Origin of the sequence: uncultured Aquimarina sp. (genome assembly GCF_947500065.1) — a bacterium.
Classification (GTDB): Bacteria; Bacteroidota; Bacteroidia; order Flavobacteriales; family Flavobacteriaceae; genus Aquimarina.
In genome coordinates this window covers 86,451-100,211 of sequence record NZ_CANMQT010000001.1, presented here as the reverse complement: position 1 = coordinate 100,211, position 13,761 = coordinate 86,451, and the positions used below count along the sequence as shown (strand labels likewise).

Here is a 13,761-nt window from a genome sequence, read left to right as displayed (position 1 = left end):
AATTTTTAGATTAACATATAATAATGTGCTTCTGCGGTGCGTACCGAAAGCATCGATTATCCTTACTTTTTTGAGAGTGTTTTTACAACAACATAGGATACTGCACCTATTGCAATAGATTTCCAAGGAATTTCAAAACCTTTAACCGTTGGGTTAACCGTTCCATTATCTATAACAGGTAGGTCTGATCCTGATGTATCCGTATTATCGCCACTTCCAGATCCTGATCCATCCGTGATTATAATATCATCTTCTATTGGTGGTGGCGGTGGTGGTACATCAATTGGATCATCAATAGGTTTGGTGATGATTATATCAACTGGATCACTGGTGAAATCAGTAGTAAAAGCCGTGTATTTTGCTAAAACAGTTTGATTATACCATCTAAGCGGAATAATACTTCCAAGAGTCATTACTTTAGATGCTTCAAATTCGACTCTTTTGGTTGCGAAATTGATAGTTACATCATTTCCCTGTTCTTTCTCAACCGCTGCTTCAACAGCCTTTACATAACCATCAGATATATTTTGAATAAAAAAGTCAACCGTATCTGATTTGTGTTTATTTATTAGCTGAGCATCTCCAAAACTTTTCGACACTTCTAAATCCAAATACACTTTCAAAGTTGCCAGTTCTTGTAACGCTTTATTCAGCCGTTGTACCCTACTAGTATTTGTTAACTCACCTACCGTTTCTCCTATATTTAAATTCTGAGAAAGTTTTGCCATATAGGGTTGAAAAACCATATCAATCCATTTGGTCACAGTTTTCTCTACAATAGGATTTTCATTGCTAAATGATTTCTGTTGATCAGAAAATAAAGTTTCTAACGCTATACTAATCACTATGCCTATAGGCGGACTAATAGCGGTAGCTACAACTTGTACTACTCGTTTAATTGCTGTTTTCCACCAGCCTTTTTTGAAGCTAAACCATCCCATAATATTCTATTTTTTTGTAAATGCCGATATGATTTGTTTTTTAAATAGCAATCCGACAATTGCTGTAGCACCAATACCAATACCTACTTTTGCAGTGGTACTCATCCCTCCTGATGTAGGAGTATTTGGATTTGTTGGATTTGAAGGATCTGTTGGATTAACAGGGTTCAAAATATCAGGATTATTACCTCCACCTGAACCGCTTCCTCCGTTGTCGGTTGAACCGCCACCACCACCTGAATCCGTGATAATCACACCATCACCTCCAGAAGTATTTTCTTTCTTTTTTAAACTATAAGAAGTGTATTCGTAGCGCTCTGTACCATGTTGAGTTCCCCATTGATAGGATCTTCCGGCAGCATATCCTGGTAAGCCATTTGGTATCTGAACATTTCCTTCAACTTTACCAAATGATTTTAACGTATATAAGGACTTAATCGAGTCCATTACATTTTCTATAACCGCTTCAATAGCCTGTTGTCGAATACTGTGTCCTTGTCTGGTACACTTGGCAAATCGTGAATTTTGTCCTCCAATCGCATCAGCCTGATATCCTCGGGCGAGGTTTAAGAACTTTGCTAAGTTAAATGCGGTAATTGCTTTTTCAAGTCCACTATAAGCAACTATAAAAGGCATATCTACTTCGACATTCTTTTTAGCCTTTGATGGACTATACGAAGATCCCCAACAGGAGAAATTAAAACCATTGGCGAATATGGCACCAAAGGTGTCACCAAACCAATTAGAATCTAATATCTGTGCGGTTACCTCTTCCAGTTCTTGATCTCCATTTTGATTCGGATCTGAAGTTGCCGTGTCTGGATTTCCTAATCCTGAAGCATTACCACTCAACTGAGCAATTACAGATTTAGCAGATTTCAAACTGGATCCTGGGCGATTTAAACCCGTATTATTTTCGAATAGAAACCGCTTCCTATTGATAATTACACCTTTTCTATAAATCTTAAAAGCCGGATTGACCCCAAGGTTTATATACTTTTTTACTTCACTACGAATCCCATTAATGATACCTCTAGGAACATTTACTTCACTTAATAGGAATAGGTAGTTTTCCAAACCTTCAAAGGCTAATTTTGATAGTTGTAGCGGGTTTTTAACCGAACCGTTAACCGCTACTCCGTTAAGCCCGATATGTGGTAATCCTGACATAAATACATCTTTTGATTTAATAAATTCTACTTCTGTGTTTTCGTGCTTAGTGGCATCAATGACATAGTACCCTTCGGTAAGATCCTTACCGTTAATAGGTACAATGATGTATACGTGTGTGTATTCTTGTGGAAAGTGATTAGGTTGCTTTACCTTTCTGATGTAGTGCGGAATGCTAAGGTTTGTAAGGATGCAACTGGCAAAAATGGAATAACTCTTACAGTCAATCCCTTCTTTTCTTTGTACCCAAGCACAAGCAGGGGAACGTAATAACTGATCGGTTGCATCGGCTTTATACTGAATATGATGGTATAAAAAACCGTATATCGAAGAAATCGTTTGTGCAAGAGTACGCCCTTTAAGTTTGGTGGAAAGCTTTACGGTCTGTCTGTAGTATGTTTCAACCCATGACCTCATATGTTTTACCGTAGTTTCGGTATTCCCAGAGCTTAAACGCGTAGCCTTGCAAAACGTTTTTGGTAATAAGCCATCATAATCCCTGCCGGACTTTAACGGTCTATACAAAACACTATAATCAACTATATTATCCAAAAATCCACCCTTTTATAACTTTGTTGGGTACTAATTAAAGGAAGTTAATTGCTCGGTTAAATAGATCCGGTTACTTGTGGTGACTTATGGGTACTTCTGGAATTTTATGGGAAATAAAAGAATATCCCCAACGATTAAATCAGGGATATTCAAGAGAATTATGACGATAGATTGTAATCTGTTATTTCTTTGATTTTTGTACTCATACTAGCTTAGCTTTATATCTTCCTTAAAAAGTAAATGAATGTATTCTGCATGTAATTCTACATTGTGATCGTTTTCGGCACAGTGAAAGAGTAAATGGATCAATCCACAATCACCTAAAGTATCTCTATACTCATCTTGTTCTTTGTTCTTCACCCATAAAATAAAGCTGCATAAGTGACCTATTTCCCCTAACTTTTTTTTCTTCTTTAAACAGGCTTTGAATTCGTCTAAATCCATAACCGCATATTCAGTGTACTTTTTCTTACATGCATCGTAATCAAATGTATGTTTTCGACTTTGTAGTGTTCTTGATTGGACTTCGTATTTCATTATTGACTAATATTTTTAATATGTTTATTTAGTAAATCATCAAACGCTTTTGTAGCGGTTTGATGCACTACTCCATTGCCATACTGGCGTAAAAGCTCTGTTCTAAAGTCGTACCCATTAACTGTGCTACCCAAGCCGGGTTTAATTGTTCTTGGTTCTTCCCAATGATTTTGTTTTTGTCCTGGTCTAGAAGGCCATTTTTCGACAATACTGTTAATGAAATTTGTTTTGTTGATTTCACCGCCTTTTCCGTTTCTGATGTTGTTGGTGTTGGCCAATGTTTTACCATTGTTGCAAGACTCATTGAATTTCTCTTTTCTGGATTGTGATCTTCGTATAAACCGTCCATCGCTGATACTGGTGTCGCCCAATTCTTTACTTGTTTCTCCAAATCTGATTGAATTTTTTTGCCGTCTTTGGTTTTGTAATACGTTCCCATCCATTTCCAATCGGGCTTTTCTACTCTTTTGCAACTTATTGATGTAGGAGTTATCCAATGCGAGGATGAATAATCTTTTTCTTTTATGTGTCGCGCCAACTTCTGACGCTGTAAACAATCCTGCTTCAACCTTATAGCCCAAGTTTCGTAAGCTTTCCAAAACGTAGGGGAAAGATCCCGATAAGTGTCCTGAGACATTTTCGAAGAAACACCAAAAAGGTTTAATTGTACTGACAGATTGTTCAATATAAGGCCAAAGGAATCTTGGATCTTTCCAAAGTTTTCTTTTTCCGGCTGTGCTTTCTCCTTGACACGGATATCCTCCAATGATTCCGTGAACTTTGTTATGAAAAGGTTTTGGGTCGAAGGTTTTAATATCCGTCCAAACAGGTGCCTTATCCACCAAGCCCGCTTCCATCGCTGATACCAAGTTGAAGATTTGAAAAGCTTCGATCTCCAAGTAAGCGATTGTTTTAATTGGCATAACTTGTTGAATTCCTCTTTCGAGACCTCCGTATCCATAGCAAAAAGATAATATTCGCTGTTCTTCTTTAAAATATTCTTTGGTACAATCCACATTTAAACTATTGATTATCAGATATATAAAAGTTATTTTGCTACAAATTTAATCGTAAGCCCTCTTCGTAACTTAAAGGTGTACTTATCCTCGACACCTTCTAAAACCTTCTTAAAATGCTTTGTTTTAAGATTTTCATCTCCTAAAAGCTTACCGTACTGTCCTGCACCTCTAAGCGTGCGATTTCCTGTATGGTTATCTAGTACCCTTATTACAAAGTGTTTATTGATTTCTGCCCTTAATGGGTCGTTACTTTTTAATGCTGCCATGCTTAACAATCTGTTTTTGGTTCTCCTATATATTTCTTACAATCACAACAATATTGTTGTGTAATTTCTACAGTAACGATGTGTTCTAAAACTACCTTTACTGTGTTACGATGATTACAGTTATCCAACTTCATCAAAAAAACCTTCTGAAGCATAATATCCTTCCGGAATACCAAACAGCTTCACAATTGCTATAAATTCAGGATGAAATAGTATTCGTTCATTTTTCACATCTTCTACTGGCTTATTTCTATGTTTGGTCATTACAGCCTGTATTTCATCAACTAGATTCCTTCGGTTTATTTTAACAAATATCCTATGAACTTCACTCTTAGTTGGAAACCATGGTAGTGCCTTTTTTCTATTAGTTAACATGCAATTCCTCCTTTCTTATTAGCGTGGCAAGTATTCATATTAATGCTTGATTTTTATTATTGATTTTTCTTTTTATATTCTGTGCTATTTCCTCATATAACTCGTGTATCTTTTCATAGACACTTGGTTTTCTCTCTTTGGTTTTTTTATCAACCTCAGGATCTTGTGGATAGATTTCTTTTCCTTCTTTAGGTATACCTCTTGTTTCAATGACGATTTTATATCGTTTTCTAGCATATACAATAGGATAAATAACTATTCCTTCGGATAGACATAAACTCATAAATTTAGATTGCTCTCTACCTTTCATAACAACCAGTTAGTTAGAAAAATTAATAAAACGAACAGAGCAGAAGTAATTAAAATACCAATCACAATTCCCATTATCCGACCGGATTTATAACCTCGCTCATATGATGTTTGAATTCTGTCTTTTTTCATAATTTTTTGTGTTAATAATCTATACCTTCTACTAAACCATTAGCATCAGTATTATCTTCATCTCCAGTATTTCTTTCATTAATTTTTGCTGTTGGACTGGATTTTATATAAATGAATTCTGTAGAAGATCCGTTATGGTTGTGTTTATTCATCCCTTGACTATTAAGTACTTCTTCAGGATTTACTTCGTAACCGTGGAATTTACACCACTCTTTCACTGATTTTTTAAATCTTTGGGAACTCCAACCTTTTAATTTAGTTCTGGTTTCAAAATCATTGTAAGCGATATTTTTAACTAGTTGATTGTCTAGTTTATGTTCAAAATAAAAGTCTGCCCAATCCTTAAACCCGTCACCCATAGTCTGTAGACTGTTACGCTTTTCTACATTGCCAAGTGGTGGATTAATTCTGTCTTTGGTACCTAAATGAAATTGTACAGCTTCCGCACTCAGATTAAAGAAATCGTTCCATTCATCACTATCAAACTGAGAGAATAAGAGTTTGCCGATATCGTCAGTAACTTTATGTTCATTTTCATCTAAATCACTTTTGTAATGGTAGTAATCAGAGAACACACAATATAAAATCCTACGTTCTGTACTACTATCTGGCTTGAATAACCCAAAATTTGAGGTGATAGCGAATTTTGGAGATTCTTCAAAAGGAATGGTAAACATCCCTTTGTGTTTAGCATTTACATTAAAGTCACCGGTTACCTCAGAGAAGAACTTGGTAATAGGGAAATGTGAATCTGCATCATCAACCAAAACATAATCTGTATCCGGAGTGATTCCTTCATACATGAATTGGTTTTTTAAGGCTTCACGATCACGACCGGCTATATACTTATTATTAATCAGTAATTTTCTGATTGCTTTTTCGAACATTAAGGACTTACCGGACCCACCATTACTATCAGCAATTTCACTAATCCGATTATCCATTGCAAACACCATCCAACCCTTATCATCTACCTTTTGCTTATGAAGCAAATAACCGAAAGCAAAGAGCTTATTTATAAGGTGATCCTTTTGTTCTTTTATCTCGTCTTGGCTCAGTCCTTCTTCTTCGATATTAAAACGGTTGGCTTGCTGATACGCTTTTTGTTCTGCTTTTATCTCTCTTATTAGCTCTTTTCTTTTTACCGGATCTGTTTCCGATATAGATTTGATTCTAAACTTAAAAGGCTTATCACCACATACACGCCAGTGTACACGACTGGTGTTAATCATGTAGTTTAGAAAGTGATTATCGGTTTTAAGGATATTGATATCATATATAGGAGTTTTTCCATCAGATTTAAATCCCAATTGAATTACTTCGAAAGCTTTTGATTTATGAACTTTAACATCATGTTGTATGATCTTATCTTCCCAAACGTATGCATCTAGCTGCCCATAGTTATACTCTTTAATTTCATCTTTGGTAATTTTCCACGTTTTGTTCTTAAAAAACATCAATTGATGATCATAACCACTATCCTTAAAGTTGATTTCTTTTTGAGGTAGTTTCGCCAGTGATTTCTCGCTTAACTGAGCGCTTCTATGAATGAAATTTACTAATGGTATTGGCTTTTTCTTTTCCTTGATATAGTTAGCGGGAAAGTTGTTTAAGTGGTGGTATTTTACACGCTTTACAATACCATCTTTAAGATGGATAAAACTAAAATCCTCTTTTGCAGTATTTTCTTCGAAACGAAAATATCCATTGTAAGTCAAGAATCTATAACAAGCTTCGTTATTAAAGGTGTATTTTTTTAACTCACCAGTTGCAGATCGTACTTCATCCCAAAACCTCGACGGTAACGCATCGGTTATAAGACCTCTAAAAGCATATTCTATTTTTTTCGGACTATCCTTTTTATGAGTTAAATTAATCCAGTCGGTAAAATCTTTTCCTGGTTTATTTCTATGGACTTTATTTTTTATGTAATCTGGTAACCAGATGATATGTATATCAATGTACCTCAGGGCTATTTTAATAGTTTCACTAATTCCAGTCTCATCGATATCACCAATGTAAAGAACTTTATGAGCCCTTTCTCTTAAGAACTTGTAATCAGCATAGGAGAGTATCGCAGTTTCTGAATTCTGCCAAACAACGGGGTATCCTAAGGAAGAAATATTTAGAGAATCTCTATCTCCAGCACCTATAAATACATGAGGAAATTTAGGCTCGTCATCATCACCATCATAAGACATTAAAAACCCTTGAAATTCTAGTTCTAGATTGTCTTTACCAAACAAATAATCTTTCGGTTTTTCTCCGGCATAACTAAACCGTCTGCTTTTATCTATGTTAAGTGGCTCATAGATCTTTTGCCATGAACCTTCATCAATGACAAAAATGGGATACTTTTCTGTACTCCTAATGATGATCTGTGTAAGTTCTTTTTTCTTAGTAACTTTATTGGTTACATAGTATACTTTGGTCAGCTTACTACAGCTTTTTAGATTGTATTTATCACAAACTTTATTAGTAACCAATGGTCCTAAAACCGATAAGTGTTCGTCGCTTATTTCGCTATGATACTCAAAGAAGTGATCTTTTTCATTCTGATTTTTTAGAGCAGCTTTAAATTCGATTTCTGGCTTATTAAACTGAACGGTTGAACCGTCAATACTAAACTCCGAAGAAATCCATTTACAAGCATCTGCAAACGATAATCCTTCTTTTTCCATAACCAAATCAAAACAGTTTTTGCCCTTACCATCACCACCAAAATCAGTGACGATGTAATTGTTATCAGGCATTTTTTTGATCATAGCACTAGCAGTGTCTTCTTCTCTGAGTTTAAAATGAACAAACCGCCCATTTTTTTCAGCATTAGGAAAAAGACGAAGGATCACCTGGAGACCACCGTTTGTTTTTTCTAGTATATTGGATTTATCAAATTTAAAGTCGCTCATTAAACTGTCTCAACTGCGTTAACTGTAATAGCTTTTGATTCCTGAGTATATATTTCACTAAGTTCTGATTGGTGGATCTCTAACTTATTGGTTAAATAATTTTTTAAAGACATATATTCACCAACCAAGTGATTTCCTAAGTTTTCTGTTGTTGTTTTCTGCAACCTTTCTAATCTGGATTTATAGAAGGATATTTTTTTTTGAAGTTGATCTATCTTTGACATATTGTAAAATTTGTTAGTAGTTAACCGTATTTTAATTGATCAATTCTCCCTTGATCTTTTCATTTAATAACACTGCTTGTTCCAATTGAAAAATTGAAGCATATTCTTCCTCCTGCGTGTAATCCACAAATCCATTTTTAAGTATTACAAACCATTTATTGTATTTTTTGATTTTCATAAGATTGGATTTAGTAGTTTAGATTTTCGAAGGATGCGAAGTAGTAGGACATTGCGATTAACCAACCGATAAAGGTGGCTATCAAAACATATTTGAAATATTTAGGATAAGAAACCCTGTAGGGCATTCCTAGCTCGTTTATACCGTATGGTTTTTTGTGAAAATGCAAAAAGATGAATGATAACAGCATAACTAGGATAAATACTAGACAGGTAAAATCCATAACTTTCATTTTGTCAAGAGAATCTAGTATCATATTATTGGTTTAGAAGTTCTTTACGTTTTTCCTCTAGTTCTGAAGCTCTTTTTTGCTTATCACTAGCGCAATCATATATTGCATTCTCAATTTCCTGATGTTCATATTGACCACCCATTACATTCTTTACACTACCTGTAGTATATGGCTTATCGTTTCTGTTGAAAATCTTTCGAGTTTCAAGTAGCTTTAAAACATCTTTAGTATAGTTGTTCCCTAGTATTTTCTTTAGTTCTGTGCGTTGTTTCTCTGTGATCATCCTTACTATTTTTATGCGTAAAATTTTATGTACTAAATGCATTTTTACAGGCAATATGCATAGTATTCTTACGTTTTTAGTACATTCGCTTACGATTACTTACGCAATAATATAAAGAATACTAGACATAAACAAAAATAACGAAAAGAATTCTGTATGGAAAATAGAATTATTGATAGAATTATCACCTATATAAAGTATAAAAAGCTCAGTGAAAGAAGCTTTAGTTTAAGTATTGGTGCTAGTTCTGCATACATAAACACCCTTAAAAAGGATAAAAGTAATATAGGTGGTGATATGATGGAAAGAATTCTTGACACTTACCCAGAAATTAACGGGCATTGGTTAATAACTGGTAAAGGTGAAATGATTTATGGTGAAGCTGAAAGCCCAAAATCTATTGATGAAATGATTGAAGAAAAAATCGAAGCGAAGTTAAATAGCCAGGGATATACTTTTGAAGATTATGAAACTATACATAAAATGCGAAAATTTGTATTAGAACAGATGGCTGAAGCAGAAAGAGTTGCTAAAAAACAGAAAAATTCTAGGTAATATTAATTCCTTTTTTATCCAATAAATCTTTTAGTTTCTGTTTTTCTTGATCGTTGAATTGTAGATCTGAATCATTAAGTAGTTCATTGTCTAAATCTTTTAGTAATTCACCCCATTTTTTATAAACCTCTTCCGCTGAGTTATCATGTTTGGAATGAAAAATCTGGAACATCCGCTGATTAAATAAATGAATGGATTTTTTCATGATGCCTTCCTTTCATTTTTAATAGCTTCCATTTCCTTTTTAACCTGTTCTCTTATATCCAGTAATTGGGTTTTTTGATTCAATTTTATGGAATACATGATCATTCCAATTAGTATAGGTCCAAGAATTATTAAGGACTTCCAAAAACTAAAATCGTCCGTATATCTAATATTCTGATTTATAACTCCAGATAGTTGAAAGAAAAACATACCGAAAGGAATAAGTATTGCGAATCTCCACCATTGACGTGCAGTAAAGAACCAGATTGTAGTAATAATAAGAAAAGTTACTTTGGTAAAGAATGCGTGTACAAACCCTATTACTGATTTAAAACCACCACTGTAGATAATAAACAATCCTAAATCCCAACTATCCGATTTAGGAGCAAACCTGTATAGATAAAATAAAAAAGGAGTAGCTATCAGTATAGCACTGATAATTACTCCTTGAATAAAGCGTTTATTTCTATTACCCGTTCTCTGGAACTTCGTAGTCTTCTTTTTCGATTTTTTGAAGATCAAATTCTTCAATTTTCTTAAGCTCTTCATTTTCTTCTATTGAATTGTCTGTACAACCAATAGCGAACATCGCTAATAATCCAAATGTAAGTAGATATCTCATTTTTTTGTCTTTATAATTGAAGACAAGATAGGGAGAATTCCTCCTACACATAAGGAGATCATCCTACAATTGAGTGGATGAACGTCATACAGATGTGAATAAACATTTTAGTGGGGTAGAATGTAATATTTACTTTAAGTTGGGTGCAAGATAAATACTACAAATCTAATTTTCGCTACGGCAAAACCGTAAATCGACGAAATGCACAATATTTTTTATAACCTTGATTTATAGTGGTTTTGGCGGTAAAATATCATAATGAACACGATTTTAATTGTGAGAAAAGTGTAATTATGGAAAAACCTCAGTGTGGGAAATTCTAGTCTAGGTAATTTATCTTAGTTTAGGTAATTAAAATTAGAAAACTCATAATTCAAAATGTCTACAATAAACAATAGGATAGATAGTATCTTAAAAAACCTTGGACTAACCAACAAAGAATTCGGAAATAGTCTTGGAGTTACTGAAGCTACAATAAGAAATCTAAGAAAAAAAGGAACAGTTAAACCGATATATATTGAATTGATCATATATAAACTTAATGTGAACCGATCATATTTAGAATTTGGGGAAGGTGATATTTTTAATGATCAACCGCTGAATACTGATCCTAATTATAAAGTATTAGCCATAAATGCTAGTAAGCATTGGAATGAATTAATGAAGTTTGATGAATTTAGAATGAGATATTATTTGGAATTATCGAATACTTTAAGCATCGATCTGGATATGTTAATGGCTAAGGAATTTAAAAACAAGAATTAAAGCAAACCCCTCGGTTAATCGATGGATTAAACAGAAAAATACAGGATTAACTATAGTTGTATTTCTGTATTTTCTGTATTATTTTTTGTATTACTATAACTATTTGATTTTTAGGTATTTATAAACAATAATACAGAAATACACTTTTTTACTATAAACTATGAGAGAAATAAAAATAAATATATAATATAGAGCTAAGCGCATTTAGTATTCTTTCGTTTTCTTACGGATACTTACGCAATATTGTTTATTTTTAACCTCAAGCTCTCGCCACCTTCTATAGATGTTTAATTCTATTTTATGATCGTAAGTGAATAATGTAAAAAACTTAAAAATGGCGCGATTTTAGACCTAAAATTGTGACTTTTTTAAAACCTTATAATATTACACTTTGTCTATAATAATAATGGGGGTAGGGGGGAATATAGGGTAGGGTAGAAGGTTATTTTTTAGATATATCAATTAGTGAGTATGTCTTTTAAAGGGCTATCACGACCATCAAACTACCCTAAAGTAATGTAAAAGTCTTAAAATGAAACATATAAAGAATCCCTTCACGGTCACGAATGAATCACAAAAAGTGTGAATCATGAAGCGAGTTTCAGAAATGAAGCTCGCTTCTTTTTTGGAAAATTGTGAAGGGGAGTGTTTTAGGGATCAATATTAGTTAATCCCTCCACAGTAGCGAAACAGGATAAGTGTTTGTTGCTTTTTTTTCTTAGAATCTATAAATCAGTGTTTTAAATTATTGTAAAAAGGGTTCGACAGAAATTCAATTAAATTTTATCTATTGTACTTGAAAAATGTCCATTACATATAAATACGCATGTTGGACAAAGTTTCATAATCTCGTTTACTAAGGATGTAATTGTTGAAGAGAATGGGAAGTAAGGAAAGATCAACCATTCTGCGCTTACAGAAGCTTGTGTTCGGGAAACATCTTCGAGAGTGATATAAAACTTTAATTATCAATAATAGAAGGCCTGAATTCTTATTAGACTCTATCAGAAAAGCTTTAATGTTTTGTAACTTTAATATGAATTATTCTTTTTTATAATCATATATTAAATATAAAAAATACCTTGTGGAACATGAGTACAAAACTATTCATAAAATATATGGTCAGTTTACGATGCAAACTCATGGTGAAAGAAGAGTTGAAGAAACTTGGATTGCATTATGTAATTGTTGAATTAGGTATTATTGAAGTCTTAGAAAACATAACTAATCAACAACGTGTTCAGCTAAAAAGAAATCTGAGTAAATCTGGTTTGGAATTGATGGATAATAAAAAAAGTATTTTGATTGAAAAAATCAGAAATGTTATTATCGAAATGATTCATTACACAGATGAATTGCCCAAAGTGAATTATTCTGACTTTATAAGTAAAAAAATAGGTTATGATTATACCTATTTGGCGAATATATTTTCAGAAGTGAAAGGAATTACTATCCAACAATTTATTATTATTCATAAAATTGAAAGAGTCAAGGAATTGCTTATTTATGATGAACTAAATCTTACTGAAATTTCCCACAAACTACACTATAGTAGTGTTGCACATTTATCCAATCAATTCAAAAAAGTAACAGGTTTGACTCCTACATTTTATAAGCAACTGAAAGAAAAGCGTAAGCAAAATCTGGAAGATTTGTAATTATTGAATACTGCAGTAACTACATTCTAAACGCATAGACCTTTTGTAATCCATTTTTCTTAGAAACCATTAAAAAGTGTGATATATGTAATATAGGTTGAGCTCAGTGTAATACATGAAACTTTTAATTAACTGATTTTTGTAATACATATTAAAACAGCCTTATAAAGGGTCTGTTATTTATAATCTCAAAAATATAAAATCATGTCAAAAGAAAAAGAAGGTAAAGCCAAGTCTGGTAAGAAGTCTCCTGTAAAAAATTTGAAAGAAAAAAGGGCGGCAAAAGCAGCAAAAAGAAAGGAAAAAAGGAGTAATGATTAAATGTTATATAAAAATAACTTGAGTTAATCTCAAACTTCTAAGATATTATCAATGAAAAATAGTGAATTAGAAAAATCCTTTACATATGACTTAGCTGATACCGTTGATTATATACCGGGATCTATAGTTATAAAAGCAATCCTGAAGAAAAAAACAGGAACTATAACTGTGTCGTCATTTGATGCTGGAGAAGCATTATTTTCCAAAACATCTCCTTTTGACAACCTCATTCAGGTTATAGATGGAGAAGCTGAGATTATTATTAACGAAAAATTAAATACAATTGAAACTGGTCAGGCAATCATTATTCCGGCTCATGCAAGGAATGCAGTAAAAGCTAATAAGCGTTTTAAAATGTTGTCAACTATCATTAAGAGTGGCTATGAAGATATAAGTATTTAATTAAATAAAGTATGTAAGACAGAAATTCAAATCAGGTGATACTGTTTACACCAAAGTAAACCCCGAAGTTAAATTGATTGTACGGTTATACTACCGTCGAATATACT

The 13,761-nt window shown here is 33.1% G+C and carries 18 protein-coding genes; 4 read left to right on the top strand and 14 right to left on the bottom strand.

The features are described from left to right. Positions 1-62: 62 nt before the first annotated feature. From Q0975_RS00545 to Q0975_RS00495, 11 genes are all read right to left on the bottom strand, one after another. The gene (locus tag Q0975_RS00545) at positions 63-941 is read right to left on the bottom strand and encodes a hypothetical protein (RefSeq protein WP_299431543.1); all 879 of its coding nucleotides are present in this window, start codon (positions 939-941) and stop codon (positions 63-65) included. 6 nt (positions 942-947) lie between these two features. After that, positions 948-2,663 (bottom strand): transglutaminase-like domain-containing protein, encoded by a 1,716-nt coding sequence (locus Q0975_RS00540; protein WP_299431540.1) that lies wholly within the window; start codon positions 2,661-2,663, stop codon positions 948-950. A 207-nt stretch (positions 2,664-2,870) separates the two neighbouring features. Further along, the gene (locus Q0975_RS00535; protein ID WP_299431537.1) at positions 2,871-3,200 is read right to left on the bottom strand and encodes a hypothetical protein; all 330 of its coding nucleotides are present in this window, start codon (positions 3,198-3,200) and stop codon (positions 2,871-2,873) included. After that, complete coding sequence (locus tag Q0975_RS00530; RefSeq protein WP_299431534.1) at positions 3,200-4,216, bottom strand: DNA cytosine methyltransferase; 1,017 nt, start codon at positions 4,214-4,216, stop codon at positions 3,200-3,202. The genes Q0975_RS00535 and Q0975_RS00530 overlap by 1 nt, the downstream gene beginning before the upstream one ends. Positions 4,217-4,248: 32 nt before the next feature. Then, the gene (locus tag Q0975_RS00525) at positions 4,249-4,485 is read right to left on the bottom strand and encodes a hypothetical protein (protein ID WP_299431532.1); all 237 of its coding nucleotides are present in this window, start codon (positions 4,483-4,485) and stop codon (positions 4,249-4,251) included. A 120-nt stretch (positions 4,486-4,605) separates the two neighbouring features. Then, positions 4,606-4,860, bottom strand: coding sequence for a hypothetical protein (locus Q0975_RS00520; protein ID WP_299431529.1), 255 nt, complete (start codon positions 4,858-4,860; stop codon positions 4,606-4,608). A 34-nt stretch (positions 4,861-4,894) separates the two neighbouring features. Further along, positions 4,895-5,170, bottom strand: a complete 276-nt coding sequence (locus tag Q0975_RS00515; RefSeq protein ID WP_299431526.1) for a hypothetical protein — start codon at positions 5,168-5,170, stop codon at positions 4,895-4,897. Positions 5,171-5,312: 142 nt separating this feature from the next. Continuing rightward, the gene (locus tag Q0975_RS00510) at positions 5,313-8,210 is read right to left on the bottom strand and encodes a primase-helicase family protein (RefSeq protein ID WP_299431523.1); all 2,898 of its coding nucleotides are present in this window, start codon (positions 8,208-8,210) and stop codon (positions 5,313-5,315) included. Next, positions 8,210-8,434: a hypothetical protein gene (locus Q0975_RS00505; RefSeq protein WP_299431520.1), complete on the bottom strand. Its 225-nt coding sequence runs from the start codon at positions 8,432-8,434 to the stop codon at positions 8,210-8,212. Before Q0975_RS00505 ends, Q0975_RS00510 begins: the two co-directional genes overlap by 1 nt. A 31-nt stretch (positions 8,435-8,465) precedes the next feature. Further along, a complete protein-coding gene (locus tag Q0975_RS00500) occupies positions 8,466-8,612 on the bottom strand; it encodes a hypothetical protein (RefSeq protein ID WP_299431517.1) in 147 nt (48 codons plus the stop codon). A 257-nt stretch (positions 8,613-8,869) separates the two neighbouring features. Continuing rightward, positions 8,870-9,127 carry a hypothetical protein gene (locus Q0975_RS00495; RefSeq protein WP_299431514.1) on the bottom strand — a complete coding sequence of 86 codons (258 nt, stop codon included), beginning with the start codon at positions 9,125-9,127 and terminating at the stop codon, positions 8,870-8,872. Between the two features lie 156 nt (positions 9,128-9,283). On the opposite strand from Q0975_RS00495, the gene Q0975_RS00490 reads away from it, so the two are divergent. Further along, entirely contained in the window at positions 9,284-9,682 is a 399-nt protein-coding gene (locus tag Q0975_RS00490) for a hypothetical protein (RefSeq protein ID WP_299431511.1), read from the top strand. Here the strand turns inward: Q0975_RS00490 and Q0975_RS00485 are convergent. Genes Q0975_RS00485 through Q0975_RS00475 form a run of 3 tightly spaced genes read right to left on the bottom strand, consistent with a single transcriptional unit; the run spans position 9,675 to position 10,508 of the window. Further along, the gene (locus Q0975_RS00485) at positions 9,675-9,887 is read right to left on the bottom strand and encodes a hypothetical protein (RefSeq protein WP_299431508.1); all 213 of its coding nucleotides are present in this window, start codon (positions 9,885-9,887) and stop codon (positions 9,675-9,677) included. The genes Q0975_RS00490 and Q0975_RS00485 overlap by 8 nt on opposite strands. Next, positions 9,884-10,408 carry a hypothetical protein gene (locus Q0975_RS00480; protein ID WP_299431506.1) on the bottom strand — a complete coding sequence of 175 codons (525 nt, stop codon included), beginning with the start codon at positions 10,406-10,408 and terminating at the stop codon, positions 9,884-9,886. The genes Q0975_RS00485 and Q0975_RS00480 overlap by 4 nt, the downstream gene beginning before the upstream one ends. Next, positions 10,356-10,508, bottom strand: a complete 153-nt coding sequence (locus Q0975_RS00475; protein WP_299431504.1) for a hypothetical protein — start codon at positions 10,506-10,508, stop codon at positions 10,356-10,358. The genes Q0975_RS00480 and Q0975_RS00475 overlap by 53 nt, the downstream gene beginning before the upstream one ends. Before the next feature lie 378 nt (positions 10,509-10,886). Here Q0975_RS00475 and Q0975_RS00470 point away from each other — a divergent pair, with 378 nt between their 5' ends. The 3 genes from Q0975_RS00470 to Q0975_RS00460 all read left to right on the top strand — a co-directional run bounded on the left by Q0975_RS00470 (position 10,887) and on the right by Q0975_RS00460 (position 13,654). Beyond that, positions 10,887-11,273, top strand: coding sequence for a hypothetical protein (locus Q0975_RS00470; protein ID WP_299431501.1), 387 nt, complete (start codon positions 10,887-10,889; stop codon positions 11,271-11,273). A gap of 1,118 nt (positions 11,274-12,391) precedes the next feature. Next, positions 12,392-12,931, top strand: coding sequence for an AraC family transcriptional regulator (locus tag Q0975_RS00465; RefSeq protein WP_299434201.1), 540 nt, complete (start codon positions 12,392-12,394; stop codon positions 12,929-12,931). Between the two features lie 372 nt (positions 12,932-13,303). Continuing rightward, a complete protein-coding gene (locus Q0975_RS00460) occupies positions 13,304-13,654 on the top strand; it encodes a cupin domain-containing protein (protein ID WP_299431498.1) in 351 nt (116 codons plus the stop codon). Positions 13,655-13,761 lie beyond the last annotated feature (107 nt).

What these genes read in the sequence shown, in the direction of transcription:
- Q0975_RS00545 (WP_299431543.1), bottom strand. Translation starts at nt 941, where the DNA reads ATGGGATGGTTTAGCTTCAAAAAAGGCTGGTGGAAAACAGCAATTAAA.
- Q0975_RS00535 (WP_299431537.1), bottom strand. Translation starts at nt 3,200, where the DNA reads ATGAAATACGAAGTCCAATCAAGAACACTACAAAGTCGAAAACATACA.
- Q0975_RS00525 (WP_299431532.1), bottom strand. Translation starts at nt 4,485, where the DNA reads ATGGCAGCATTAAAAAGTAACGACCCATTAAGGGCAGAAATCAATAAA.
- Q0975_RS00520 (WP_299431529.1), bottom strand. Translation starts at nt 4,860, where the DNA reads ATGTTAACTAATAGAAAAAAGGCACTACCATGGTTTCCAACTAAGAGT.
- Q0975_RS00515 (WP_299431526.1), bottom strand. Translation starts at nt 5,170, where the DNA reads ATGAAAGGTAGAGAGCAATCTAAATTTATGAGTTTATGTCTATCCGAA.
- Q0975_RS00510 (WP_299431523.1), bottom strand. Translation starts at nt 8,210, where the DNA reads ATGAGCGACTTTAAATTTGATAAATCCAATATACTAGAAAAAACAAAC.
- Q0975_RS00505 (WP_299431520.1), bottom strand. Translation starts at nt 8,434, where the DNA reads ATGTCAAAGATAGATCAACTTCAAAAAAAAATATCCTTCTATAAATCC.
- Q0975_RS00500 (WP_299431517.1), bottom strand. Translation starts at nt 8,612, where the DNA reads ATGAAAATCAAAAAATACAATAAATGGTTTGTAATACTTAAAAATGGA.
- Q0975_RS00495 (WP_299431514.1), bottom strand. Translation starts at nt 9,127, where the DNA reads ATGATCACAGAGAAACAACGCACAGAACTAAAGAAAATACTAGGGAAC.
- Q0975_RS00490 (WP_299431511.1), top strand. Translation starts at nt 9,284, where the DNA reads ATGGAAAATAGAATTATTGATAGAATTATCACCTATATAAAGTATAAA.
- Q0975_RS00485 (WP_299431508.1), bottom strand. Translation starts at nt 9,887, where the DNA reads ATGAAAAAATCCATTCATTTATTTAATCAGCGGATGTTCCAGATTTTT.
- Q0975_RS00475 (WP_299431504.1), bottom strand. Translation starts at nt 10,508, where the DNA reads ATGAGATATCTACTTACATTTGGATTATTAGCGATGTTCGCTATTGGT.
- Q0975_RS00470 (WP_299431501.1), top strand. Translation starts at nt 10,887, where the DNA reads ATGTCTACAATAAACAATAGGATAGATAGTATCTTAAAAAACCTTGGA.
- Q0975_RS00465 (WP_299434201.1), top strand. Translation starts at nt 12,392, where the DNA reads ATGGTCAGTTTACGATGCAAACTCATGGTGAAAGAAGAGTTGAAGAAA.
- Q0975_RS00460 (WP_299431498.1), top strand. Translation starts at nt 13,304, where the DNA reads ATGAAAAATAGTGAATTAGAAAAATCCTTTACATATGACTTAGCTGAT.